This is a genomic window from Acinetobacter sp. YH12039, from assembly GCF_013420015.1.
GTDB lineage: Bacteria > Pseudomonadota > Gammaproteobacteria > Pseudomonadales > Moraxellaceae > Acinetobacter > Acinetobacter amyesii.
This window is the reverse complement of record NZ_VOZA01000004.1, coordinates 46,676-72,678: the sequence shown is the minus strand read 5'-3', so window position 1 is coordinate 72,678 and position 26,003 is coordinate 46,676. Positions and strand designations below refer to the sequence as shown.

General features: G+C 39.9%; 23 protein-coding genes. 6 read left to right on the top strand and 17 right to left on the bottom strand.

Annotated features, from left to right (window positions below; genetic code table 11):
- Nucleotides 1–374: 374 nt before the first annotated feature.
- Entirely contained in the window at nt 375–1,544 is a 1,170-nt protein-coding gene (locus tag FTT98_RS03200; RefSeq protein WP_180176980.1) for a benzoate/H(+) symporter BenE family transporter, read from the top strand.
- Between the two features lie 281 nt (nt 1,545–1,825).
- Here FTT98_RS03200 and FTT98_RS03195 read toward each other — a convergent pair whose 3' ends face one another.
- From FTT98_RS03195 to FTT98_RS03185, 3 genes are all read right to left on the bottom strand, one after another.
- The gene (locus tag FTT98_RS03195; protein WP_180176979.1) at nt 1,826–2,395 is read right to left on the bottom strand and encodes a TetR/AcrR family transcriptional regulator; all 570 of its coding nucleotides are present in this window, start codon (nt 2,393–2,395) and stop codon (nt 1,826–1,828) included.
- Between the two features lies 1 nt (nt 2,396).
- On the bottom strand, nt 2,397–2,741 hold the full coding sequence (locus FTT98_RS03190; protein WP_078188613.1) for an SMR family transporter: 345 nt from the start codon (nt 2,739–2,741) through the stop codon (nt 2,397–2,399).
- Between the two features lie 81 nt (nt 2,742–2,822).
- The gene (locus tag FTT98_RS03185) at nt 2,823–3,830 is read right to left on the bottom strand and encodes an alpha/beta hydrolase (RefSeq protein WP_180176978.1); all 1,008 of its coding nucleotides are present in this window, start codon (nt 3,828–3,830) and stop codon (nt 2,823–2,825) included.
- A 311-nt stretch (nt 3,831–4,141) separates the two neighbouring features.
- Between FTT98_RS03185 and FTT98_RS03180 the strand changes: the two genes are divergently transcribed.
- Both FTT98_RS03180 and FTT98_RS03175 read left to right on the top strand, forming a co-directional pair.
- Complete coding sequence (locus FTT98_RS03180) at nt 4,142–4,585, top strand: universal stress protein (RefSeq protein ID WP_078191806.1); 444 nt, start codon at nt 4,142–4,144, stop codon at nt 4,583–4,585.
- A gap of 141 nt (nt 4,586–4,726) precedes the next feature.
- Nucleotides 4,727–5,173 carry a universal stress protein gene (locus FTT98_RS03175; RefSeq protein ID WP_078188616.1) on the top strand — a complete coding sequence of 149 codons (447 nt, stop codon included), beginning with the start codon at nt 4,727–4,729 and terminating at the stop codon, nt 5,171–5,173.
- 49 nt (nt 5,174–5,222) lie between these two features.
- Here the strand turns inward: FTT98_RS03175 and FTT98_RS03170 are convergent, their stop codons facing one another.
- From FTT98_RS03170 to FTT98_RS03150, 5 genes are all read right to left on the bottom strand, one after another.
- A complete protein-coding gene (locus FTT98_RS03170; RefSeq protein WP_180176977.1) occupies nt 5,223–6,251 on the bottom strand; it encodes a DUF1311 domain-containing protein in 1,029 nt (342 codons plus the stop codon).
- Nucleotides 6,252–6,372: 121 nt separating this feature from the next.
- Nucleotides 6,373–7,848 (bottom strand): OmpA family protein, encoded by a 1,476-nt coding sequence (locus tag FTT98_RS03165; protein WP_180176976.1) that lies wholly within the window; start codon nt 7,846–7,848, stop codon nt 6,373–6,375.
- Nucleotides 7,849–8,057: 209 nt separating this feature from the next.
- Nucleotides 8,058–9,293 carry a dihydroorotase gene (locus FTT98_RS03160; RefSeq protein WP_180176975.1) on the bottom strand — a complete coding sequence of 412 codons (1,236 nt, stop codon included), beginning with the start codon at nt 9,291–9,293 and terminating at the stop codon, nt 8,058–8,060.
- 9 nt (nt 9,294–9,302) lie between these two features.
- On the bottom strand, nt 9,303–10,319 hold the full coding sequence (locus FTT98_RS03155; protein ID WP_180176974.1) for an aspartate carbamoyltransferase catalytic subunit: 1,017 nt from the start codon (nt 10,317–10,319) through the stop codon (nt 9,303–9,305).
- A gap of 369 nt (nt 10,320–10,688) precedes the next feature.
- The gene (locus FTT98_RS03150; RefSeq protein WP_180026441.1) at nt 10,689–11,045 is read right to left on the bottom strand and encodes a hypothetical protein; all 357 of its coding nucleotides are present in this window, start codon (nt 11,043–11,045) and stop codon (nt 10,689–10,691) included.
- Nucleotides 11,046–11,266: 221 nt separating this feature from the next.
- Here FTT98_RS03150 and rlmKL point away from each other — a divergent pair, with 221 nt between their 5' ends.
- The gene (rlmKL, locus tag FTT98_RS03145) at nt 11,267–13,471 is read left to right on the top strand and encodes a bifunctional 23S rRNA (guanine(2069)-N(7))-methyltransferase RlmK/23S rRNA (guanine(2445)-N(2))-methyltransferase RlmL (RefSeq protein WP_078188622.1); all 2,205 of its coding nucleotides are present in this window, start codon (nt 11,267–11,269) and stop codon (nt 13,469–13,471) included.
- Nucleotides 13,472–13,512: 41 nt separating this feature from the next.
- On the opposite strand, the gene FTT98_RS03140 is transcribed toward rlmKL, so the two are convergent.
- The 9 genes from FTT98_RS03140 to crp all read right to left on the bottom strand — a co-directional run bounded on the left by FTT98_RS03140 (nt 13,513) and on the right by crp (nt 24,269).
- Nucleotides 13,513–13,671: a hypothetical protein gene (locus FTT98_RS03140; protein WP_162689727.1), complete on the bottom strand. Its 159-nt coding sequence runs from the start codon at nt 13,669–13,671 to the stop codon at nt 13,513–13,515.
- A gap of 123 nt (nt 13,672–13,794) precedes the next feature.
- Entirely contained in the window at nt 13,795–13,980 is a 186-nt protein-coding gene (locus tag FTT98_RS03135; protein WP_180055150.1) for a hypothetical protein, read from the bottom strand.
- Between the two features lie 189 nt (nt 13,981–14,169).
- Nucleotides 14,170–15,471, bottom strand: a complete 1,302-nt coding sequence (locus tag FTT98_RS03130) for a DUF945 family protein (protein WP_180176973.1) — start codon at nt 15,469–15,471, stop codon at nt 14,170–14,172.
- 128 nt (nt 15,472–15,599) lie between these two features.
- Entirely contained in the window at nt 15,600–16,766 is a 1,167-nt protein-coding gene (locus tag FTT98_RS03125) for a GNAT family N-acetyltransferase (protein ID WP_180170133.1), read from the bottom strand.
- Between the two features lies 1 nt (nt 16,767).
- On the bottom strand, nt 16,768–18,318 hold the full coding sequence (locus tag FTT98_RS03120) for a GH3 auxin-responsive promoter family protein (protein ID WP_180176972.1): 1,551 nt from the start codon (nt 18,316–18,318) through the stop codon (nt 16,768–16,770).
- Nucleotides 18,318–19,154, bottom strand: coding sequence for a hypothetical protein (locus tag FTT98_RS03115; protein WP_306669694.1), 837 nt, complete (start codon nt 19,152–19,154; stop codon nt 18,318–18,320). The genes FTT98_RS03120 and FTT98_RS03115 overlap by 1 nt, the downstream gene beginning before the upstream one ends.
- A gap of 225 nt (nt 19,155–19,379) precedes the next feature.
- Nucleotides 19,380–21,959 carry an ATP-dependent chaperone ClpB gene (gene clpB / locus FTT98_RS03110; protein WP_180021988.1) on the bottom strand — a complete coding sequence of 860 codons (2,580 nt, stop codon included), beginning with the start codon at nt 21,957–21,959 and terminating at the stop codon, nt 19,380–19,382.
- A gap of 347 nt (nt 21,960–22,306) precedes the next feature.
- Entirely contained in the window at nt 22,307–23,356 is a 1,050-nt protein-coding gene (locus tag FTT98_RS03105; protein ID WP_180055141.1) for an NADP(H)-dependent aldo-keto reductase, read from the bottom strand.
- 202 nt (nt 23,357–23,558) lie between these two features.
- On the bottom strand, nt 23,559–24,269 hold the full coding sequence (gene crp, locus FTT98_RS03100) for a cAMP-activated global transcriptional regulator CRP (RefSeq protein ID WP_180055139.1): 711 nt from the start codon (nt 24,267–24,269) through the stop codon (nt 23,559–23,561).
- 148 nt (nt 24,270–24,417) lie between these two features.
- Here crp and FTT98_RS03095 point away from each other — a divergent pair, with 148 nt between their 5' ends.
- Together FTT98_RS03095 and FTT98_RS03090 are read left to right on the top strand one after the other, a co-directional pair.
- On the top strand, nt 24,418–24,846 hold the full coding sequence (locus FTT98_RS03095) for an OsmC family protein (RefSeq protein ID WP_180134859.1): 429 nt from the start codon (nt 24,418–24,420) through the stop codon (nt 24,844–24,846).
- A 403-nt stretch (nt 24,847–25,249) separates the two neighbouring features.
- The gene (locus FTT98_RS03090; protein WP_180134860.1) at nt 25,250–25,996 is read left to right on the top strand and encodes an IS5 family transposase; all 747 of its coding nucleotides are present in this window, start codon (nt 25,250–25,252) and stop codon (nt 25,994–25,996) included.
- Nucleotides 25,997–26,003 lie beyond the last annotated feature (7 nt).

Here is a 26,003-nt window from a genome sequence, read left to right as displayed (position 1 = left end):
TTCGACGGAGTCTTACATCTAGGATTTAAATAAAGGGATTAGCCTTCGGCTGGAGGTACTTTTGTTTCGGCAAAAGTACCCAAAACCATTGTCATCCGCAAAACTCGTTCACTAGCGTCTAATTATTCAAAAGTATCGCAAAAACATTTTTGAATAGAAGTAGTCCTGTCTCAAACACTTGCGAATGACGTTGCCGCGTATCGTTCTTTTATTTGAATCAAATGGCTCTTCTGATGTTACTGCGTAACATCAGTGAATAAATAAAGTATTTCCATAATCTCTCGATGAGCACTTTTACTGTACAGGACTTGAGCGTATCATCCTGAAAAATGTCATCTTAAATCTGCGCCAACAATACTCATAGCTCGATCATTATGCAAAAACTACTCCAAGACTTTTCCATTCCAGCTGCTTTTGCAGGTTTTATTACGTTCTTAGTCGGGATCAGTGTCTCGGCTGTTTTGGTGATCCAATCTGCACAAATGCTCGGTGCCAACACTGCAGAAATAACTTCTTGGTTTTGGGCCCTAGGTTTGGGTATCGGCTTAAGCGGGCTGATTCTGTCTTGGAAATTTAAATATCCCGTTGCGACTTCATGGTCCACTGCAGGACTGGCACTGATTTTAGCGACTGCAAATGGTTACAGCATGAATGCCGCCCTAGGTGCTTTCTTGGTCTGTGGCCTATTGACAGCAGTACTCGGATTTTTAGGCATTTTTGAAAAAATACTGCGCTATATCCCGCAATGTCTAACCAGTGCAATGTTGGCGGGTGTACTCCTTAAATTTGGTATTGAGCTATTTGTCAATTTACAAAATGAATGGGCATTCGTTCTTGGTTTACTGGCTGCCTATGTCCTCAGTAAACGGCTGTTACCACGTTATAGCATTGTCATTACGGTGATCATTGGCATCATGCTTTGTCCATTTTTACTTGGTTTTCAATTACCTGCGCTTAATTTAGAACTCGCACAGCCGGTTTGGGTCACACCTGAATTTTCGATCTCAGCAATACTGGGTTTGGCGCTACCACTCTTTGTAATCAATATGGCCTCTCAGTATTTACCGGGTTTAGCCATGATTAAAAGTTATGGTTATCAACCCCACGTCAATCAACTGATTGGTTGGACTGGTACAGCCCAAACGCTACTCGCGCCATTTGGATGTTTTAGTGTCAATATTGCTGCGATTAGTGCGGCCATCAGTCTAGATGACCAAGCCCACCCCGATGAGAAAAAGCGCTATATCGCAGGTATGACTTGTGGCTTCTTTTATATTTTGATGGGCCTGTTTGCAGCCACTTTGGTGAGTTTCTTAACTGCTTTTCCATTGGTATTTATTACCGCTTTAGCAGGAATTGCCCTACTAGGCACCATTGGACACAACATCGTCATTGCTTTCCAAGAAGCGAGTGAACGTGACGCTGCTCTACTCACCTTCTTATTTAGTGCATCGGGCGTACAATTTTTTGGTATTGGTTCCGCGTTTTGGGGGTTGGTCTTTGGTTTAGTCGTACATGTTATTTTCAAGTATAAGAGAAATTAAGCCCTCAGTTAAATAATTTGCTTCAAATAAAAGAATGATACGCGGTAACATCATCCGCATGTGTTTGAGATAGGACTATTTCCAATCAAAAATGTTTTTGCGGTGAGGAGCAATGCTCCGCAAGATGGTTTCCTTACGAAGCACGCTTCTCATTTTACCTAAACAAAATCACCTCCAGCTGAAGGCTAATCCCTTTATTCAATCCCTAGATGTAAGACTCTGTCGAAAAGACTCAAAAATCATTTTAAAATGCGTAATTACTTTTACGTATGTAAAATCAGTTATTTAATCTCTTTCACTCGATACGTTCTGGCGATCAGTTCTTGTTTTAATAATTGGGTTTCGCTCTCATCTTCCACTTCTGTAAAAGCGGTGAGCCAAATACCATCGGCTGCATAACGTACAATTTTCAGTTCTATATCCGAATCTGTCTGATGATGACGCTCTAAACGTGATTTCATCCATTCGATCCAATATTCATTAAAAGTTTTATCGGTCAGCATGGTCATCGAAATCGCTGACCATGACTGTTGCAAACCCATGATTTGTTTTTCTAAGGTAATTTCAATATAGGCTCGGGTAAAACGACCGTATGGCTCAGGGTCTTCGTCAATTAATCGGTCAACGACCTCGTCTAATTGAGCCAAAAGCATCACAATCATGGACTCTAAGAGCTTTTGCTTATTTGAAAAATGATGAAATACACCACCTTTTGTAACCCCAACTAAATCCGCAACGGCTTGAATCGACACCCCATTAACACCTTTATCAGCAGCAAGACGGATTGCATGCTGCAAAATACTTTGGCGTATCAGTTGAGGTTCTTTCTTGCGCTGATGCGGATTATCCATACTAGTGTCCAGCAGAAGTTGAAAACAGGTTAATTACGACCACACCTGAAACAATCAGGCCTATCCCTAACATGGCTGGGAGGTCTAAACTTTGACGAAAGATAAAGTAGCCAATTAGTGCAGTTAAAACAATACCAACACCCGCCCAAATGGCATAAGCAATACCAAGTGGTATGACTTTAATCACCTGAGACAATAAATAAAATGCCAAACAGAATAAAACTGCGACAGCCAATGAAGGCGCAAGTTTGGTAAACCCTTCTGACTTCACCAAAAATGTCGAACCAATTACTTCTGAGATAATCGCCAATGACAGTAAGCCATACGCCAATGTTACCGAATTCATTATTCATTCCAAAACAAACATACCAGCTGGTAGGTATGTTATTAAGTTAGAGATTATTCTGCAAGCATTTTAAGCCTATTTTTAATTTTTAACGGACTGTACGTGTTGTTGCAAAAATTCTAAAGTGCGATCAAAGGTCTGCTGGCTGGCCTTTTTACTCATCATAAATTGATATTCATGTACCAAATATTCTTTCGAATCTGGATAAAATACCGCTGTCACAGGTACATTATTTGCATGCAATTTTTCCACAAAAGGCTCAGATTGCGTTTTGGTTAAAAAATCTTTATTGCCACCGCTGATAAATACAGGCGGATAATTTGCATTAATATTTGAGGCCGTTGAAATACGCGTTAAAAACTCGGCATCATCTTTTTTGTCTCCGGTATACGCCTGAACTAAGTTATAGACGCCCCACTCGATCAGTCCAATCTCTGCGGGTGCAGTATTTACAAAGCTGTTTAAATCATAAATACCACAATGCAAAATCAGCCCTTTAAGCTGTGAAGGCTTTAATACAGGCTGAATCTTTGACGCTTGCGCAAAATCAGGATTCGTAACCAAGGCGGCATAATGACTGGCCATATTTGCACCTGCAGAATCCCCGGCCAAATACATATTTTGCGAATCAATGCCATATTGTGCCGCATGTAGATTCAAAAACGTCAGTGCTGCATCTATTTGGTTGAGCTGTACGGGATAAATGGCTTCAGGTGCAAACTGATATTGAACAGAAACCACATTATAACCTTGGGCTGCGAGCCGTTTAAAATATCCACCTGCATGCTCTTTTGAACCTGAGACCCAACCGCCACCGTGGATCCAAATAATCGTTGGTCTGGGTGCAATCGCCATACTTGTTTCAGGTTGATAGATATCCAAGCTTAAATTTGGATTTTGTAGATATTGAATATTTGACTGCACAATAACATTGTCAGGCGCATGTAGGTTGATGAAGGTCTTTTGAACTTGTGTCGATAAGTTAAAAGCACCTGCAATCACTTTGGTACTGCTTTGCGTGTTTTGACAACCAGACAAATGCAACACTGAACACATGCTGAGTGCAACCAACCCTACTTTATATGACATATCAATCTATCCAATCGCATCAATTCTGTTATAAATCTTAGATTTAAAACTGTATATAGTTTAGGCTTATTTTTATAAAGTTCAAATTGATCTTTTATGCTCAAAATCCGAGAAAATTAGTTGATTTTATTTTAATATTTTTTGAGCAAAGTCCGAGTTTTTTGCTCAGATTTATTTGACGACTTATCGACATTATTTTATGTAATTTTATGAATTTACAATATTTTTTAGATTAATAAATTGAACCATGCACGACAATGTGTTATCAATAATCCATAGGGTTTAAAAGCAAAATTACAGGAGATTGTTCCATGTCATATCAAAACATTTTAGTACCTGTCGATGGTTCAGAAATCTCGTTTTCTGCAGTTAAAAAAGCTGCAATTATTGCCAAGGCGTTTAACAGCCAACTCACTTTAATCAGCCTTGTTGCTGAAGACCCATTTACCGATGCAGACTTCTATTATTCTTCATCAATCATGAAAGAATATTTCGTACAAGCATATGCAAATGCAGAATCTGCATTAAAAGAAGCTGTACAAATTACAACTGAAGTGGGTGTAGAAGCACAAAGTAAAATTATTAAAGGTCAAGTTTCTGCTGAAGGTGTGGTAGAAGCAGCCAATGAAGTCAAAGCTGATTTAATTGTGATGGGTTCACATGGTCGCAAAGGATTTAAGAAAATGCTACTCGGCAGCTTCGCACAAGATGTACTCAGCAATACTGAATTACCCGTGTTGGTTGTAAAAGCTTAAGATGACTAAGCCCACACAATGTGGGCTTTTTTGTATTCAGCACACCCTTCACCAATAAGCTTACCCTTTTGTCTAATTCATACAATATCGTGAATAGCGCAAGATTAGATTGATAACATTTAAAATATTAAGGAAGCGGATATGAGTCAATATCAACAAATTTTAGTCCCTGTGGATGAATCTCCAATTTCATATTCTGCTGTTGAACATGCCCTCAGCTTGGCTAAAAGTCAAAATGCACAAGTGACCATTGTCAGCGTTGTTGCTGTTGATCCATTCGTTGGTGTCGATTTCTATGCTGTTGCACCTGCAATCACTGAATATTTTATGCAAGCTGAAAAAAGTGCTCAGCTGCGTTTAGAAGATATCAAACAAACCTTTGTACGTGATGGTATCGAAGTTAAAACCCGTTTGATTCATGGTGTATCGCCAACAGAAGGGATTTTACAAGTGGCTGATGAAATCTCTGCTGACTTAATCATCATGGGTTCGCATGGACGTACAGGTTTGAAAAAAGCCATGCTGGGCAGCGTAGCACAAAATATTTTAACGCAGTGCCCAATTCCTGTTTTGATCATCAAGCAATAAACTAAGATTCATAAAAAAGCCCTCAATTGAGGGCTTTTCTTCTTTTAGATCAATTAAAAACGTTGTTTAAATATACAATTCGTTCTGTAGTTTTCTGATTAAAGCATTTGGTATATTGCAACTCTTGATTTTGCGTATTCATCGCCTCATCCCAGTATTGCGAATGCTTTTGATAAGTCTCTTTTTCACTTTCATTTAATGAATAAACACTTTTTTGTGCAAGCACTTTACAGTCGATATCACGCTTTTCAAACCAGTCTGCTTGATCTTGCTGTAACTGCGCCTTTTGTTCATCACTAAAATGATCCCAAGTCTGATTGAGACGATCCACCACTTTGGCATTATCCTGATCTAGCTCTTTCTTACGAATATCCATCGCCTTTTGTGCAAGGCTCATTTGTTGAGATTGGCTCTCCATCCCTTGCTGATAGGATTCTTCATCTCGCTTATTTTGAGCACTATATGCCGCATATAACACCGCATGACGTGTCACTGTGACAACGCTATCAATTACGTCATTTTGACTCGGGACACTTAAACTTAAACCATCTTTGTCGGTTTTAGTGATGCTATAGCTAAAGTTCCCTTTAAGCTGATCATTGTCCATGCTTAAGCCTGACTCCCCATCTTCGAGTGAATCATTCAAAGTATAATTACCACGTTCTTCACAGCCTTCATCACATGGTCGTTCAGCAAAGGCGTTTTCAGCACGCTTTTGTAATCCTTTCGGGAAAACCACCAACAATTGACTGCTACATTCCAATGTTTTGGCTTTATTAGGGTCTTCAGTTAAAGTCGTGACATTTTGAATGTTAAATTTTAGATTTTTTACAATCAGATCCATGAGTTGCTGATCGGCTTCATAATCTGACTGACGTATTTCTTTGTTTAATTCTTTGAGATATTCTTTTTTTAAATGATCTTGCAATTGGTCAATATTGGCTTGTGCAGTACAACTCCAATCTTCCAAAGCAGGCGCTTCCGTTTTGGCTTCTGTATCTTTTTTATTTTTAAAATTATCACAGCCGGATATTAATGCCGCAGACAACATGAGGCTCGTGATGACTATTTTTTTCATTGTATAAGTACCATTATGATTTTATTCTTCGGGCGTATTTTACTCAAAATTACAGCGCTTTGACGAGAAAAATCCCCGCATGTGCAGGGATTTTTTATATATCATCTCATTTAGTACGGTTTTAATTGGCCTTTTCAGTCACGCCTTCATTGGTAACATCTCGTACTTTGCCATTCTCGGTATTTAAAACTTCAAACTCAATACGTCGGTTTTTGAATTGACCTTCTTTGGTGCTGTTTTCTGCTACCGGTTTTTCTTGACCATAACCCACCGCTTGAAGCTGTGCAGGATCAACGCCTTTCGACACCAAATAATCCACCACAGCTTGTGCACGCTCTTGCGATAAAGCTTTATTCGCTTCCGCATTACCCACAGCGTCGGTATGACCTTGTACAGTCAGATGTACCTGTGTTGCGCGCTGCATTAACGCTGCCGCTTGATCCAAAATCGATTTATTCACGTCAGGAATATCAGATGAACCTGTCGCAAAATTAATAATTTGTAAGTTCAGCGCAGTCGCAACATCTAGAGCACGAACTTGTTCAGGGTTAATACTCGCTAATGCTTTTTGTGCATCAGTAATACTGTTATCTACTGCAGTTTGTTCGCTCACGCCTTCTTGAACCAATACCGTCATATTTTTTGCTAAAGGCTTAATTTGATTGGCAAGGCTTTGAGCATCCGCAGGATTTTGCGACAAAATCGATAACTGATTTTCTGTCCAGGTTAAAGTGGTATTTGGCACACCTTTAAGTTTTTGCAGAACCGTTGGAATGGTATCTTGATCAATAAATTGAGTATGGTAACTGGCATCAGATGAAGCACCACAACCCGTATTAAAGTTAAAGATCTGTTTGACTTGTTGCTGCAAAATTTCAAGATAATTTGAATCACCAGTTTGAATTTGACAGTTGGTTAACTGCCCATCTGTACCGGTGCTAAATTGCAAATGTGCTGGCTGAGATGCAGCAGGCTGTGCAACCGTTGTTGCAGAGGTGGTTGGTTCTTCTTTATTAGTACAAGACTTAAACCAAAATGCGATCAGACCCAATAATATAAGCAGCGCAATAATTGGTAATAACCAATTCGAGCGTTTTTCTTCAACGATAACAGGTGTTGGTTCAACAACAGGCGCTTGGTGTAATGTACGGCCAGCTGCAGTGTTTACCCCTAAACCTGCGAGTAAAGGCACTGCCCATTGTGGTAGTGCCGCCAAAATGCTATCTGCATGATTATCAAGTAAATGCGTGATTGCGACGGGATCAGATGAACCCGCTTCATTTTCAAGTGCCCCTAAAGTTGGAGCTATAGAGTGGTTTAAGGTTTGCTCTATTTCTGACGTTGGGGCCGTACCGCCACCGAGATGTTGCAAAAATTGATCTTTTAATGTGGGATTTGCCGAAAATATATCACTAATACGTGGGTTTAACTGTTTTTGAAAGGCATCAATAAATTCAGGTTTGGATCGAAAAATATTTAACAGGAATGGAATAAACTGGCTAATGGCTGAATTTTTTTCAGTTAAATATTGTGTATCACCGTCCAGCACAATCGAGGAGACGTGCTGCTTAATCAGCGCTAATAAATCTATACTCATATTTGTACTCCATGCAGTTGTCATTATTTTCATATGTACTTCAGTTTATATGCTTATTTTTTGATCAAATGTAATAATTTGTTCGGACTTGTCAACGCTTTAATTTCTTCTTTTATTTTCAATCTTCACTAAAAAAGCCAGCCGAAGCTGACTTTTTAATGTCTAATCAAAATTCTGAGAATCAACAAATTTCCATGTTGAGCGTGCGCTTAAACGGCATAAAAAGCGTGAACTACTTTACCTTTTACCGTTTGCTGAATTAATGGTGTGTTCTTACCATTTGAGACAATCGTGTCTTTATTAATAGTCCACTCAAGTTCTGGATCGACAAGCACCCAACCCGCTTCATCTGTCCAACGTTGTTGCATATTGGCTACTTTAGCAGGTGCGAGTGTGACTTTCTCAACCCATTCCAGTGGGCTTAATAGGCCTTCTTGAATCAATTGAATACCAAAAGGTACATAGGTATCAAATGCAGTAAAACCGGGCTGTGTTTCAGCAAATGGCGCCATTTTCGCTGAGCTGCTCAGCGGCTCATGATGCGTACAAATTGCATCAATCACACCGTCTTTCACTGCTTGGCGGAGCAAGTCTTTATCTTGCTCAGAACGCAGCGGCGGACGAACATGTGCAAGTGAGTTAAAGCCATCAATCAACTGATCAGTTAAATGTAATTGGTGCATGGCTACATCGCAAGTCACAGGCAAGCCTTTCGCTTTAGCATGTTTAATTAATTCGACAGATGCGCCTGATGACAACAGACCAAAGTGCGCACGCACTTTAGTAGCTTCAATCATCAATAAATATTTTGCAATGGCTACGGTTTCCGCTAATGCAGGGATCATCGGTAAACCTTGACGAGATGCGACAAAGCCTTCATGCACACAACCATCTTTGGCAATTTGCGGTTCTTCGGCATAGAACACAACGGTCATGTTCAGACCCGCAGCATATTCCAAGGTACGAATCACCACATCATCGTCCATAAATGGCGCATTAGCATTCGATACTGCTGTACAGCCGCCTTTTTTCAAACCTGCCATATTCGCAGGCTGCTTGCCTAACAAGCCTTGAGTCTGCGCGCCAATCACCTGCAGATAAATGCCGCCATCTAGCATGGCTTTTTCCACCAGACCATGAATCAATGCGCCATTGTCTTGCACAATCGGTTTAGAGTCTGGCGGCGTAAACACATGCAGAATACCATTCGCACGCGCAGCCTTACCTTCTGACTTTAAAGTGCCGTGCTGCTGCTGACCCGGCTCACGCAAACGCGCGCAAAGGTCAACCATACTTGGCATCAGCCATTTGCCTTGACCATCAATGGTTTCAGCGGCATTGCTTTCGGCAACCAATCGGCCATTTTCAATATAAACCGTCTGTACGCTGTCAGTTTGATTGATTGGATCTAAGACACGTACATTTTCAACTTTAACAATACTCATGACTATCCCTTAAACCGCAATCGCTTCAATTAAACCTTTTTCTTGCAACTGACCTTGCATTGCCAAAGCCAGTACCGCCATACGCACCGCAATACCGTTGGTCACCTGATGTAAAATCACCGACTGAGTGCCATCGGCAATACTCGAGTCAATTTCAACACCACGGTTCATTGGTCCCGGATGCATCACGATGCAATCTGATTTTGCCAAAGCCAGACGCTCTTTATTCAAACCATACATTTTGTAGAATTCGGCTTGAGATGACAGCGCAGGAGAATCAATACGTTCGTTTTGAATACGTAAAGTAATAATCACGTCGCAGTCTTGAATGCCGTCTTCCATATTGTTGAACAGACGAATGCCTTCGCCATAATCATCAAAACCGTAAGGCAGCAAAGTATTTGGCGCAATGACACGAATATCTTTACAGCCCAATGTTTGCAATGCAGCGACATCTGAACGGGCAACACGCGAATGCTTAATATCGCCAATAATGGCAATGGAAATGTCTTCAAAATTCTTTTTGGTTTCACGGCGAATCGTCAACATATCCAACATGGCTTGCGTAGGATGCGCATGACGGCCATCGCCTGCATTGATGATTGCCACATGCGGACAAACATCTTTGGCAATAAAGTGCGGCGCGCCTGACGATGAATGACGAACCACAAAAATGTCGGTCGCCATCGCTTCTAAATTCCACAAGGTATCACGCAGTGTCTCGCCTTTTGATGTACTTGAACGCGCAATATCAATGTTCAATACGTTTGCAGACAGACGTTTTGCTGCCGCTTCAAAAGTGGTACGGGTACGTGTTGAATTTTCAAAAAACAGGTTCATTACCGTACGGCCTTCTAAAAGGTTGTTGGTAATCAGCTGATTTTGGTCATTGAAAAAGGACTGCGCAGTGTCCAATATTTTTGTGAGAGTTTCTTTAGAAAGGCCTTCGATGGTGAGGAAATGTTTTAAGTTACCATCTTGGTTGAGTTGAATCTGGCTCGGTGTATGCAATGCCGCCAAGTGCATGAGAGATTCCTTATCGTTAAGTTAACGCATTATACAGAGAATCTTGGCAAATGGCAGTTGAAGTTTTCAACGTTCAATGCAAACGCATGATGTTATTCAAAATGAATTTTCAAATTCCTATCTATCATTTCAATTAGATAAATTAAACGTTTTAATTTAAACTTCACCTTTCCCCTTTCAAAAAGCCTTCAAACAGGACTTCTATCTGTCCTTATTTTTGATTGAATTGAATACTTTCAAACAGATAAAGTTCAGCTATAAACAGCCGCCTTCTGCGCAGTTAAATAACTTGTGAAATAAAGAAAGAGAGTTGATACGTCAGGCTGCGTGCAGCAGGAAATTTATGCTGCTGCTCACAGCGGGATTGAATTAACGCAATGCGCCAATATAACGATGTGCAACCTGTGCTTTACAGATGTCTTCCGCAGTCGGTTCGCTCATTAATATTTCTGCCGTTTCAGGCTGTACTGAACTGTCCGTCAATTCCTCTGCTTCAGAAACGGCAGCTTCATGCAAATTCAACTCGCTGTAAAGCCGCGCAACCAAACGAGATAATTCAGGATCGGCCGTTTCCAGAGCCAAGTTAGAAACAAAGCGTGCGTATTCGACATTCTCAACCACATATAATGCGTCAATAACCCGACCTGACACACGACGTAAACGCGCGTAAATTAAAGTGGCGATTGAAAATGCGTTTGATTGACTATTGATTGCCAGCCCTGTCATAAATACCCCTAATGATATCAATATTATAAAGATCGAAATTTGATCAGGGTTATAGCAATTTTTGTACCATTAAGTGATATTTCTCACAATGTACACAGAATAAATTTGATAAAGTCATTCAAATCTACCGATATTTCTCCCGTTTCAGCGCAATATCGTCCGCCCAAATCCACGAAAATACGTTAAAATATGCGATTGCTTTTTTGCCTTTGGAAATTTACATGAATTCGAAACCGCGTCTTTCTACATATTGGGTTACCTGTGCAGATGGACTGGAAACCTTACTCCGCGAGGAAATTGAAGGTTTAGGTGTTCAAAATATTGAACAATTCCCGGGTCGTCTTGTATTCAAAGGCACACTTGAAGATGCATACCGTATTTGCATGTGGTCACGTTTGGCTTCTCGTGTACTCACCCCGATTCATACACATGAATTAGAGTTCACGCATGATGCACGTGATGTAGCGGAAGAGCTCTATGAAGGTGCAATAAACTTTGACTGGTCACTTATTTTTGCACCACAAAGTACATTTGCTGTTCGTTTACACATCGAACGTGACATTAAAGTCAATTCTCAGTTCGCAACTTTACGTGTCAAAGATGGTGTGGTCGATTCCTTTATGGAAGCTGTGGGCAAACGTCCTAGCATTGACATTAAGCAACCTGAAATTACGTTGTATGTATTAGCTGGCAAAACTGAACATACTTATTGCTTAGATTTATCAGGTGATTCTCTGCATAAACGCGGCTACCGTCGCTACATGACAGATGCACCGATTAAAGAAAACTTAGCGGCTGCTATCTTACAGAAAGCAAAACTTAAACAACATCAACCCGATATTATCTTGGACCCAATGTGTGGTTCAGGGACCTTTATCATTGAATCTTTAATGATTTTGACTGACCGCGCACCAGGCCTTGTTCGTCGTTTTGGTTTTAATGGTTGGAATGGTCATGACCATGAACTTTGGATGTCGATCAAAGGCGAAGCTGCTGAACGTCATAAAGCCGCACTTGAAAACCCTCTGCCACAATTCTATGCATTTGATGCAGACTGGGAAGCGGTAAAAGCAACCAAACAAAATATTATCGCGGCAGGTTTCGAATCTGTACTTGATCAAATTAAGATTGAAGAACGTACACTTGCAGACTGGCCAGATTTCCAAGCAACAGGTAAGAAAAGCTTTGTTGTCACCAACCCGCCATACGGTGAGCGTTTAGGTGATAAAGCCTCTAACCGTGCTCTGTATTTAGGTTTATCGGCACTATTACAAAAGAACTTCCCGAACCAGCCTGCTGCGATTATTGCAGCACAAGTTGAACAGGCCGATGTCCTTGCCTTTAATGATCCGCAAATTTTGCGTTTGATGAATGGTAAGCTGCCAATTTACGTCCGTTTTGGTACAGTCAAACCTGCGGCAGTTCAAAAGCCTTTCCTCGAGCATTGGGAACCTCAACAATTTGAAAAAATTGAAGGTGCAGAAGACTTTACTAACCGTCTGCAAAAAAACATGCAGAATCTTAAAAAATGGGCAGTTAAAGAAAATATTTTCTGCCTACGTTTATATGATGCCGATTTACCAGACTTTAATGTCGCGGTAGATTTGTATGGTGATCGTTTACACGTACAAGAATACGCACCACCGAAAAAAATTGACCCTGAGAAAGCCAAAAAACGCTTTAACTTAGCACTGCAAGCGATTCGTGCAGTGACAGGCTTAGGTCGTGATGCGATTTTCATTAAAACACGTGCCCGCCAAGAAGGTAAAAATCAGTACACCAAACAAAGTACTGCGTCTAAACGTTTTATCGTTCAAGAAGGCAAAGCAAAGATTTTGGTGAACCTAACAGACTACCTCGATACAGGTTTGTTCCTTGACCATCGTCAAATGCGTCTACGTATTGCCAAAGAAGCCAAAGGTAAACACTTCCTGAACTTATATAGCTATACCTCTACAGCGAGCTTACATGCAGCGCTTGGCGGTGCAGCAAGTACGACCAGTGTCGATTTGTCAAATACCTACCTAAACTGGTCTAAAGAGAACTTTGTACTGAATGGTTTGACAGTAGATCATGCAGATGAACAACATCAGTTCTTCTCTAGCGACTGTTTTGAATGGTTGAAAGAAGGTCACGAGCAATATGACCTGATCTTTATTGACCCACCAACATTCTCTAACTCTAAAAAGTTCTATGGTACGTTTGATGTCCAACGCGACCATATGTCTTTGCTTAAACGTGCCATGAACCGTTTAACCACTGACGGAACGCTTTACTTCTCAAACAACTACCGTGGTTTTGAGATGGACGATGTGATCATGGCAATGTTTGACGTTGAAGAAATCAGCAATGAAACCATTGGCCTAGACTTTAAACGTAATACCAAAATTCACCGTGCATGGAAAATCACTCATCCACAAATCTAAGGTTTGACTTTAGAAATTCCTGATCTATGAAATGAAGCACGTCAGTGCTTCATTTCAACCACGACTCCATCTGGATACGTTACTCGAATATTTTCATGTCGCTCTTGCAGCACAATACGGTTAATCGGTGCAACTTCAGGAGATTGTATTAACCCGACCTGATCCGCTGCCCTTTTCTTTTGAAGCAAATAATCACTCATGGTTGAGCCTTCAAGCTGGGTCTCCTGAATGATCTTATTATTACGATTAGATTTATGATTTGAATTGTTCTGCTGCTCTTCTTTGGGTTTAGCTGCTTCACTCTCAATAATATCTAAGGTTTCTTAACTAAATTGTTTTTTACCTTGCGTTTCATTCGACAAACGTTGATCTGAAATTGAAGTACCCGCAAAAACTGTAGACTGAACAGCGATCAGAAAAATGCTACTAATAAGACTGTGTTTTACCCAAGAACATTTAGGCATGGATGAATGAACAAGTTTCCGTCTAAAAAAATAATCGTGTGACATGGTGTCTTTCCTATTGTTGTTTTCATTGGCTAGTTGCCCATTGACGCTAGCAACTTTTCAACTGTTCAACAATGGCTAGGCCGCTGTGTTCCGATAAACTGAAAATCATAATTCTGTAGCCAAAAATACAAAACCGCCAATCTATGACGGTTTTATATTTTTTAAACTTAACTACTCACTACTGGTTGCTTATTTCTTTTGTATGGCTTGACCAAAAAGCTTTTGACCGAACTTATATTGCATACTCATGACCATGTTATCGCCATCGCGCTTGCCTTGCCCTGATGTTTCAAAACCAGCAAACATGGCTTCAGCTTCCTGTCCTGACAAACTTTTGCCCTGTAATTGCAAAAAGTTATTCATGATTGCAGTCATCATATTTTTATCAAAACTTAAGTCTGCTTGAAAATCCAGTAAGCTCGGCACCATTTTAATAAAAGACTCCATTGAGGCATGGTGACCCGGCATGACTTTCCCCACGACATTTGCAGAGGCTTTACCTCCACCAATACTGATCGAGTTATCTTTAGACTCAAAATCAAAACCTTGGCTTGCGATAGCTAAGAAAGCTTGAGTCATTTCTTCACTTGATTCACCCACTGCATCACAGGAATTTTCCACCTGATGCAAAAGTTCACTAAATGCACGAACTTTATCCAAATTGACTTTATGCAATGCCAAATTCAGTGCGAAATCTTTGGTGACCGGTGAACCTGGGAAATCCATCTCATCTGCTTTTAAATAGCCTTCAAAGTCCACATCATGTTCATTTAGCTCGGTCTCCCAACGCAGTTGCATACCACGCATGCCGCCTGAGAACTTTTGATCTAAACGTTTGATAGAACCCGCTTGGATTTCAATAAAGCCATTTTCAAGATTTTCCTGATTTAAACCTTGATTGGTTTTCATCGAAAAATTTTGCACCATGGTTTGCATTGGACCTTCACTCAACCGAACTACAGGTAAATGGATTGAAAGCTCAGATACCTTCGTTGCTTGTCCCGGTAGACTATTGATTCGAATTTGCAATTGGCTGGCATCAGCTTGTACCGTTGCACCTTGTGCAGTCGTTTTAAATGCAGGAATCTGTAAATCTGTTTTACTTTGACCAATCCAATTGACCAAGGTTTTTGCCGTTAAGTCCGTACCAAAAAGCTTGGCATATTCGGACGTACTTTGTTGTTGAACAATCTTAAAGTTAGAGTTGATGTTATAGCCTTTCAACCCACGTTGAATCTGATCGGTTCCCTTCAACACAATCACTTCTTTGGGTTTACACGGGTCTGTTTTCAGGGTTAATACCCAATCGACCGTTCCACCCATCAAGCCCATTTGATAATTGCTGTACTTCACATCAACATCTTGTACAGCTGCTGACCAATTATTCTGTGTATAAAATTGGGCAAGAGATTTATCTGCATATAAATTCCCTCCCACCACTGCTGCTGAAAGCACCGCTAAACTGCCAATTCCCCACATCAACTTCGACATGTCTTTCTCATTCTGATTATTCTTTGCGCAGTATACTGAAGAACTCAGTTACATAAGTACACAATTAGAATGATTTTAAATGATTGATTTGGCAGTTTTAATTGATTTTTTGATCGTTATCACTTCCTCTATATACGCCCAACTTCAAAATAACTAATACGTTTACGATCAAAAGCAGCGTATGGATTGGCTTTAAAACTATGAAAATAGTGCTTGGCTTTTAACACATGTGAGGTCGTATTTTTCATCCACTCAATACGCGGGTCCTTCTCTGCCAAAGTAATACAATAGGTTTCTTTACCACGTTGCTTTGTCTGCTGTTTTGCATGAAAAATCAAACTTGCAAATACGTCCAGATGTTCAGGATGACATAGCGGACTATGCAACATTAAATAATCAAAGGTTCCATGAATTTTTGGCAGTGATAAAACACCACGCACACTGGCATAGGCATTATAAAAAGGTTTCATCAACTTTAATGACCTTGAATAATCGATCACTCGAGTTTGTTTAAAACTTTTTTGATTCCATAAGCCATAAAGTCCAACCAACTGATTGTGCTGATCGTAAATCAAATAGAAGTCATCTAGATTTAAGCATGCCCAAAATGGATTTTGACCATCTACTAAAGCATTAAAATCATAGCTAGGTAAAAAATTATAATGGTCTTTCATTTTTAAAATGAAATCATTCGCTTCATCTACACGTTCAGCAGTCAGGGTTTTAAATTGATATTGATTGAAAGTTTTTGGTTTCACTGCCTGTGAAACGGTAAAGGTTCGAATTTCATCATAAAAATATGGCAGCGGAAATCCAGATCTTTCATGATGTAAAATACTGGCAGCGACAATATTGTCGTTTAAAACCACACTTTCAAAAATCGTGTCTTGTGGTATTTCATCATGGAGATAGTCCATCAATAAGCGCATGACTTTAGCACCACGATACGCTGGATTCATTCTTAAATCGGCGACATAACGCATCAGGTCAGGCTGACCATTGATATAACAATAACGCCATCCCAAATTCATCATCGCAATCACGATAGATGGATCTTCCACAGGGACAACCACTTTTAAATCTGGACGATTATACTGTGCGTGGCTGGCATCAAAATAACTGGGGTGACGCGCATAAGATAATGTGATGCCATTGCTTGGCATAGTCTCTGCACTAATTTTCATTAGTTGCTCATCATCTTCGACAGTCGCATTTCGAACCGCAAACTTAGTCTCATTCTTTGAATGATATAACGCCGTTTCGTCGAACGGTGCATCTAACACATCGATATCCATCTCAATACTCAATTATTTTTGTTTTCATTTTCTTAAGCGGCTCAGGCTTAATATTCCCTTCAATCATGCCATTGTTCATGGCTAGTGTTTTGTAGTAGTCCCAAGCATCTTGTACATGTACCACTTCAGGTTCATCCAACTGCCCTAGATCGCGTGCCAATTCATAATGAAAATTATGTTTAAGCAAACGGTCTAGTGCTTGAGCGGATGGTTGTTTATCTACATTGCCTTCACTGAGTAAAATATAGTGTGGTTTTTTAACCGAACATTGTTCAATACCCAAGATACTAATCGGCAAATAATCCGCTTGTTTAAACTCTGCAAGGACTTTAACTGCTGCATTGTGGTCGAGCTTTTCTCCGACCAAATCAACCGTCATTTTTCGACCTAAAAATTTAAAACATGGCACTTGCTGATAAAAGTCGGTGACTTCTAATTCATCATCAATCACATAACGAATTAATCCTGAACCTGTCGTGATCACAGGACTAACGATATCGCCTATTTTCAGTTGCCAAGATGGCACCACTTTTTGGCTGTCCTGCAAAATAAATTCATAAAAATGTGACTGATAACTTAAGGTAAAACGCTCTGCAAATGGAATCGTCACTACGCCTTCAGTTGCCCATAAACCTTTACCTTCAAATGCCACACCTGCAATTCGTTGCTGGAGTTGTACTGCCCACTGCTCTGCGCTCGCTGTATCCCAACTCGAAACCAGACTGAGTTTAGGCCACAGTTTTTTCCACGCCGATGCTTGGGTCAAATCCAAGTCTTGTAAGCGATAGCATTGTTGACAAGATTTAGGAACTTGCAGAAAACTCAATCCCTCACGTTGCCATTGTCCAGTTTTCAAGACCTGCACAATTTCAGCTTGATGTTCTTGAATGATATCCAACAATTGCAAAGCAAATGTAGGACTCCATACCGAAATCATGCCTAAATGCTTATCTGCAACGAGATACACCGCAGTTGCAAACATGGCATCTTCGGCTGAACTTGCCATCGCAATTTCAGTCGGTACCGACTGGGTAATTTTACTCAGCACTCGCTTCGACAGATTAAGGAGCGCACTATCATCATTCAAATTACTATTTTCTAAAAGCTTTCGCTGGCTTTCAGGCAACCATGAAACCGACCAATAATGCGTTGAATTCTTCAGTTGTGGATGAGTTCGGTATAAATTGGTGAGCCATAACCCAATAGCTTCATCCAATTCATCTAAAAAAGCCTGAGTATAGGGAATGAATTTAATTGCTTCACTCGACCCACTGGTGGGTTGAAACCGTACAATTTTTTCAGGCCCCAAACAATTTTTGCCACTTTGTCTGGATTGTTCAATTTGGCTTTTCCAATTGCTATAACGCGATAGCGGATATTTTTTGGCAAATTGCTCATAGCTTAAATTTTGCGAAATGTGCTGCTTTAAAAAATGACTTAATTTTTTACGTTGCACATTTTCCAGCTGATTTGCCTGCTGTGTATAGCGTTGAAATGCTTTACGGCAGGCAATATTCAAAACTTGATGTGCAGTGGTGAGAAGCAATCCCATTAGGCCACCTTCGAGTCTGAACCTGTCGCAATATGCAATGTACGAGACTTATAACGTAACTTGCTGTCATGTTTACTCACACTGGTGGTCTTGGTTAAGAATCGATTTACATAACGGTATAAATCGCTCCAACGTAATTCACCAATGCACGGTAGTTCAGTTCCATCGACCCACGTTGGGTTCTTATCTTCAAAGAAAGCAATCTTGGTATTGTTTTCGCGCATCTCATGGGTGATTGGCGCAACATCTGCTTTGAGTGGCTGGTAGTCTTCGCCAAAATTCAGAAGACCTGTTTCATGGTTATAATATTCTGAGAAATATTCTTTACAGTACGATTCGACAAAGTCTTTGAGATGAGCATTTTTCTCACCATAATGTGGATAGTAGCTGTAGTAGTTATTGGCTAAGAGCAGATAAGTTTTAAAGCCTTTAGAGATTAAAATCCAATATACAGGGGTTCTTGGATGACGGAATTTAAAACTAATAATATAACGGAACATTGCTCGGGTTAATGCACGATTCCCCCAGTACTCTTTCTCAATAATGGTATCTCCACTGAAAAAAGCATGTCGGGCTTTACCATCAACAACAAAGTCACGTTCCATAACCGTCGAAAATCCGACAATTTGATTATTTTTCGGTTCAATAATAAAAAAAACACCGGTTTTTTCTAAGAAGTCGCGTTCAAAAATTTCATAACGGGTATTGGCATAATACTTTTGATAAATACCATACATGCGTTTGAGTTCTTGAACAGTGATGTCACCAGTATGTTTATATAAACTATAAGGTTCTTTTTTGATCTGCCTAAGCAGTTTAAATTCCATCATAATCATAATTTCCTGTTGCCATTCATTCTTGATGAACGCGCGATATTGTTTTTGTTTTACAGAACACAGTCATCTCGTTGGATGCGTGCGGACGTCATATTAGTGGGTGAAAATGATGAAATGCAATGAACTTTACGTATTTAAACGAAAATCACGAAAAGCGTAAAATAAAAAAACCCGGCCTAAACCGGGTTTCTGTTTTTACAACTGAACGTGGCTAATTTGTACCTTTTAATTGAGTTTCATCTTGTCAAAACTTAGGTGATCTCCTTCCGCTTGAACAACAATCGTATCGCCCGGTTGGAACGCGCCTGACAAGATTTTCTGTGCCAGTGTATTTTCAACTTGTTGTTGGATGGCACGTTTTAGAGGACGTGCACCATATACAGGGTCAAAACCAGCATCGATAAGTAACTCAAAGGCACTATCTTCAACTGCCAAACTCATGTCTTTGTCAGCCAAACGTGAACGTAAACGATCCAACTGAATATCTGCAATGCCACGAATTTGCGCTTTTTGTAAAGAATGGAAAACCACCAGCTCATCAATACGGTTCACAAATTCAGGACGGAAATGTTCCGAGACAGCAGCCATCACCACAGCACGAACTTCGTCTTTCGACGGGTTTTCACCTAATTCACGAACATCGGTTGAACCTAAGTTCGAGGTCATCACGATCACGGTGTTTTTGAAATCAATCACACGACCTTGTGAGTCTGTTAGTCGACCATCATCCAACACTTGAAGCAAGATGTTAAAGACGTCTGGATGTGCTTTTTCAACCTCATCAAACAACACTACACTATAAGGTTTACGACGAACAGCCTCGGTTAATACACCGCCTTCTTCATAACCCACATAGCCCGGAGGCGCACCTACCAAACGGCTCACCGAATGCTTTTCCATAAACTCTGACATGTCGATACGAATAATCGCATCATCACTGTCAAATAAGAAATTACCTAGCGCTTTGGTTAACTCAGTTTTACCTACACCTGTAGGCCCAAGGAATAAGAATGAACCACTTGGGCGGTTTGGATCGGATAATCCTGCACGAGAACGACGCACCGCATTCGACACTGCTACGACAGCTTCATCTTGACCCACTACACGGTTATGTAAGAACTCTTCCATATGTAAGAGTTTTTCACGTTCACCTTGCAACATTTTCGCAACAGGAATACCTGTAGCCGCACTTACCACTTCAGCGATTTCATTTTCTGTGACTTTGGTACGAATCAGTTTCGGTTCTTCGTTCACCTCGGCGACTTCTTCTTCATTCAAGCGTTTTTGCAACTCAGGAATAACGCCATATTGCAAACGGCTCGCTTCTGCTAAATCACCTTCACGTTGTGCTTTTTCAAAGGCAGTACGTGCTTTATCTAGCTCGATTTGAGCCTGATTCGTGCCGTCAACCAAACGTTTTTCCGCAATCCACACTTCTTCCAAATCGCTATATTCTTTTTGAACTTCAGCAATTTGTTTCTCTAGGTGCTCAACTTCAGCTTTTGAGACTGAATCTGCATCTTTTTTCACGGCTTCAAGTTGCATTTTCAATTGAATTAGGCGACGATCTAAACGGTCTAATGGCTCAGGTTTTGAGTCAATTTCCATTTTAATTCGTGATGCTGCTTCATCAATCAAATCAATGGCTTTGTCTGGTAACTGACGATCTGTGATGTAACGGTGCGACATTTTTGCCGCAGCAATAATCGCTGAGTCTAAAATTTGCACACCATGATGGGTTGCATATTTGTCTTTTAGACCACGTAAAATCGCAATGGTATCTTCCACACTCGGTTCATCAACGATCACTTTTTGGAAACGACGTTCTAGAGCCGCATCTTTTTCGATATATTGACGATATTCATCAAGTGTCGTCGCACCTACACAGCGTAGCTCACCACGCGCTAATGCAGGTTTAAGCATGTTACCAGCATCCATTGCACCATCGCCTTTACCTGCGCCAACAAGCGTATGTAATTCGTCAATGAAAAGAATAATCTCGCCATCATATTTGGCTAAATCTTTTAGAACGGCTTTAAGACGTTCTTCAAATTCACCGCGGTATTTTGCACCTGCAAGCAATGAACCTAAGTCAAGTGAAAGTACACGTTTACCTTTCAGACTTTCAGGAACTTCGCCATTGACGATACGCTGTGCTAAGCCCTCAACGATTGCAGTTTTACCCACACCCGGCTCACCAATCAATACCGGGTTGTTTTTACTACGACGCGATAAAACTTGAATGGTACGACGAATCTCTTCGTCACGACCAATAACTGGATCTAACTTACCTTCTAATGCACGTGCATTGAGGTCTAAGGTATATTTGTTGAGTGAATCACGTTGATCTTCGTGGTTATTACTCATGACTTGTTCACCGCCTCGTATTTGTTCAATTGCACTACGTAATTTATCTGTCGTTACGCCTACACTATTTAATAAGGTTTTGGTTTTACCCGTTTCAGCTAAACCGAGAATCACCCAATCTGTAGAAAGAAACTCATCTCCAGCTTTTTGCGCAAAACTATCGGCTAAATTTAGCGCTTTGACTGCTTCAGGATTTAGGTTGATGTCCCCTGTCGGCGTCGCAATGGTGGCGGTATCCTGTAGGGCTTGCTGAAGTTTGGTTTTTAACTCAGGAAGATTAGCACCTGCCTGTTGTAACAAGCTTTGGTTCGAAGGCTCTTCAAGCAATGTCGAAAGAATATGGATTCCTTCAATGGCTGTATGGTCTTTCCCCATTGCTAAAGATTGGGCATCGGATAATGCTTGCTGCAAACGGTTTGTGAATTTTTCGAATCGCATTCTTGTTATTCCTCACAACAAATTCTGTACTTGAAGCATATATGGGAGTCATATTTAAAATTTCAAATACATTTTTCAAATATTTTTCAATGAGTTAATTTTAAGATAAAGATAAATCTCAATTATAATATTGGTATAAATAGAATACTTTTCAAGTCATTTATTGAAGAATTTAGTACTTTATTATATTGTTTAAATACATATGTATTTTTAGGCAATTTTCTTGTCAACTCAACTGACTTTCTGACAATAAAATTCAATGATTTTCCATTTGCTTAAATAATACAAATGTCAAAAAAGCCCACATTTACATGCAGGCTTTTGCTTAATCCACTAAAAAGTTCAGCTTAAGGTGCAGGATTTGGCTGTTGGCGATGAATAGCTTCAATCCCTTTTAAAATGTCTTCTGATAAATTCACCTCAAAAGCATCAATATTTTCTTTCAACTGATCTAGATTTGTCGCACCAATAATTGTACTGGTGACAAAAAATTGCTGCTTAATAAATGCTAGTGCTAACTGTGTCAACGTTAAACCATGCTGTTCTGCCAATTGTGCATATTGTTCTGTTGCCCATTCACTCTCCGCATTTGAATAGCGGCTAAAGCGTGAAAATAGTGTCACTCGAGCATTGGCAGGACGCGCACCATGACGGAATTTACCTGTTAGATAACCAAATGCCAATGGAGAATATGCCAATAAGCCCACGCCTTCGTAGTGTGCAATTTCAGATAAACCTATTTCATAAGTACGGTTCAATAAACTATACGGATTTTGCACACTGACAATTTTTTCTAAACCATGCTTTTCTGCAAGTTGTAGGAATTTTAAAGTTCCCCATGGTGTTTCATTGGAGAGTCCAATAGTACGAATTCGGCCTTTTTTCACCTCATAACTTAAAGCAACCAATGTTTCTTCTAAATTGGTAATGGTTTGCGTATTGTTCGCTTCGGCATTGCCAAAACCCAATTTACCGAAAAAGTTGGTTGGTCGTTGCGGCCAATGCAGCTGGTATAAGTCAAGGTAATCTGTTTGTAAGCGCTGAAGAGATTGATCTAGAGCAGACTCAATTTCCGAAGCAATAAATTTGGTTTGCCCATCTCGAATATGACTGCCACCTTGTGACGGACCTGCAATTTTTGAAGCTAAGATTAATTTATCGCGTCCACCGCGAGCTGCAATCCAGTTACCAATAATAGTCTCAGTTGAACCTTGGGTTTCAGGTTTCGGTGGGACAGGATACATTTCTGCAGTATCCCAAAAGTTAAGACCACGCTCTAAAGCATAATCCAGTTGCTCGAAAGCTTCTGCTTGGGTGTTTTGTTCACCAAACGTCATGGTGCCTAAACAAATTTCTGGAACTAATATGCCTGTATGTGCCAATGGTTTAAATTGCATGCCGCAAATTCCCTCTTTATTTTAAATATCAATATATAAGTCACGAAGTAGCTTACCTAAGATATCGGCTTTGTTTAAATCATAATTTTCTGTTTATTTGTCAAAAAATGTGAGAAAGGTTTCTTCCGCTAAAATAGTGAGAAATGAATAGACATAAAAAAAGCAAACCCCTGAGTTTGCTTTTTTAGATTTGGAAGAATGATTATTCTTCGTCGTCAAATTCGTCAGAAGCCAATTGGCTTTTCTCTTCAAGCGATGCATCAAAAATTAGAATCGCTTTACCATCAGTTTCGATCATACCTTGTTCTTCAAGTGTTTTTAGAACACGACCAACCATTTCACGGGAACAACCCACAATACGACCAATCTCTTGACGAGTAATACGAATCTGACGACCATTCGGCAAAATCATTGCTTCTGGTTGTGAAGATAAATCAATTAAGCAACGTGCAATACGACCTGACACGTCAATAAACGCAAGGTCAGTGACTTTCCGTGTCGTATTTTTAAGACGACGTACAAGCTGTGCAAATACCGCATAACTTAAGTCTGGGTATTGTTTGCTTAATTCATGAAAGTTTTCATAGGTAATCTCAGCAATTTCACATACATCACGCGTACGCACTTCTGCAGTACGCTGTGCATTTGCTTCGAATAGACCCATTTCCCCAAAAAAGTCACCCGCATTTAAGTACGCAACCACAATTTCACGCTCATCATCTTCGCGTAAAATGATAGATACTGAACCCTTAAGAATTAAATACAAAGATTTAGATTCTGAGCCCGCATCAACGATTGTTGTACGTTTTGGGTAACGATTGATATATGCACGTTTTAATAATGCCTTCACCGACTCAGGTAACTGCCCCGGAGATAGCGCATCTGTGCTAAGTTGTGAAAAGTTTGAAGTCATGCTAACAGTTTCCGAATATGGATAATTTATAGATCGCACAAGACCTAAAGTGAACTTGTCACACGTAAGAGTTGAAATTCCTTATCAACTCAATTTATGTTAGTGTACAGGTACTGCGTAAATTTATAGCTTTTTTTAGGGACTTGCAATGCAAACTAGTGTTCATTGGCTAGAGAATGTTGCTTTTGAAGCAAAAACTCAAAGTGGTCACACTGTTATGATGGATGGATCACAAGAATATGGCGGTGAAAACCGTGGTCCGCGCCCAATGGAACTGATTTTAACAGGACTTGGTGGTTGTGCATCTTTCGATATTGTGACGATTTTAAAGAAAGCACGCCAAGACATTACTGATGTTCGTTGTGAATTAAATGCAGAACGTGCCGACACTATTCCTGCTGTATTCACTAAAATTCATTTGCACTTTGTAGTCACTGGTCATGGCGTGAAGGAAAAGCAAGTTGCAAAAGCGGTTGAACTTTCTGCTGAAAAATACTGTTCTGCGAGCAAAATGCTGATGGACGGTGGTGTAGAAATTACTCATGACTTCGAAATTTTAGAAGCTGAAGCTACATAATTTATTTGCTCAATTAAAAGCCGCATAGAATGCGGCTTTTTTGTTTTAACCAATCCGCTATAGCACACATTTTATAAAGCACTGCTATATAGTTATAAATGCAGAAATATGAGCCAAAGAAGTTTGGCTTAATCACTTAATCAACCAATATCCAAATTGATGTATTTGCACATAGATGCATTTACCCCCAATTCCATCTCATGATGATTTTACGACTCAATCCATATGAATCTATTCAGGCCAAATACGATTGAAAACGATTGCGAAGAACACCTTACATATAAGTCGATTTGATTCAACTATAGTCTTAATAACACTTTAATTAGGGTGTGTTGACACTTTTAGCTTAAAAAAATAGCGAAGTAGTAAAATCAAATCGCCAAACCCAATTTTACTATTCGCTATGCCTCGTACCATGCTGACAGATCAACATTGGCAAAAGTTGAAAGTTATGCTGCTTAATTTATCCATTCACCACAACTCAAATTTACGCAATTTCATTGAAGCTATTCTCTATAGAATTAGAACAGGCTGTCCGTGGCGAGATATTCCTTCTTGTTTTGGCCATTCAAACTCTATTTTCAAACGTTTTAATCGTTGGTCAAGCAGCGGTAAGTTACTTAAATTATTCAAATTACTAGCCTCATGCCCCGATATGGAGTGGATTTTTATTGATGGCTCTCATGTATGTGCTCATCAACATTCTGCCGGCATAGCGAATCAATCTATTTCTAAAAGTATAGGTGGAAACTCCTCAAAAATATATTTGATTGTTGATGCACATGGTAATCCTATTGATTTCATGATTACCGATGGAACCACACATGATGTTAAAGTTGCACCTGATTTAATATCAACATTAGATTTAAAAGAGACAAAAGTGGTATGCGCAGATAAAGGCTATGATTCAGAATCACTGCGTGAACAGATCAGGAAAACAAGGACTAAAGCGAATATACCAAGGAAAACGAATAGCCAATCGAACAATGACCATATGGACTGCTATTTATATAAAATCAGGCATTTAGTTGAAAATATGTTTTGCAGATTAAAGGAATTTAGAGGAATAGCTACTCGATATGACAAGCTCAAAAGGAATTATCAAAGTTCTGTTGCTTTAGCCTGTATATTTTTATGGCTACCTTTATAGGGTTAAT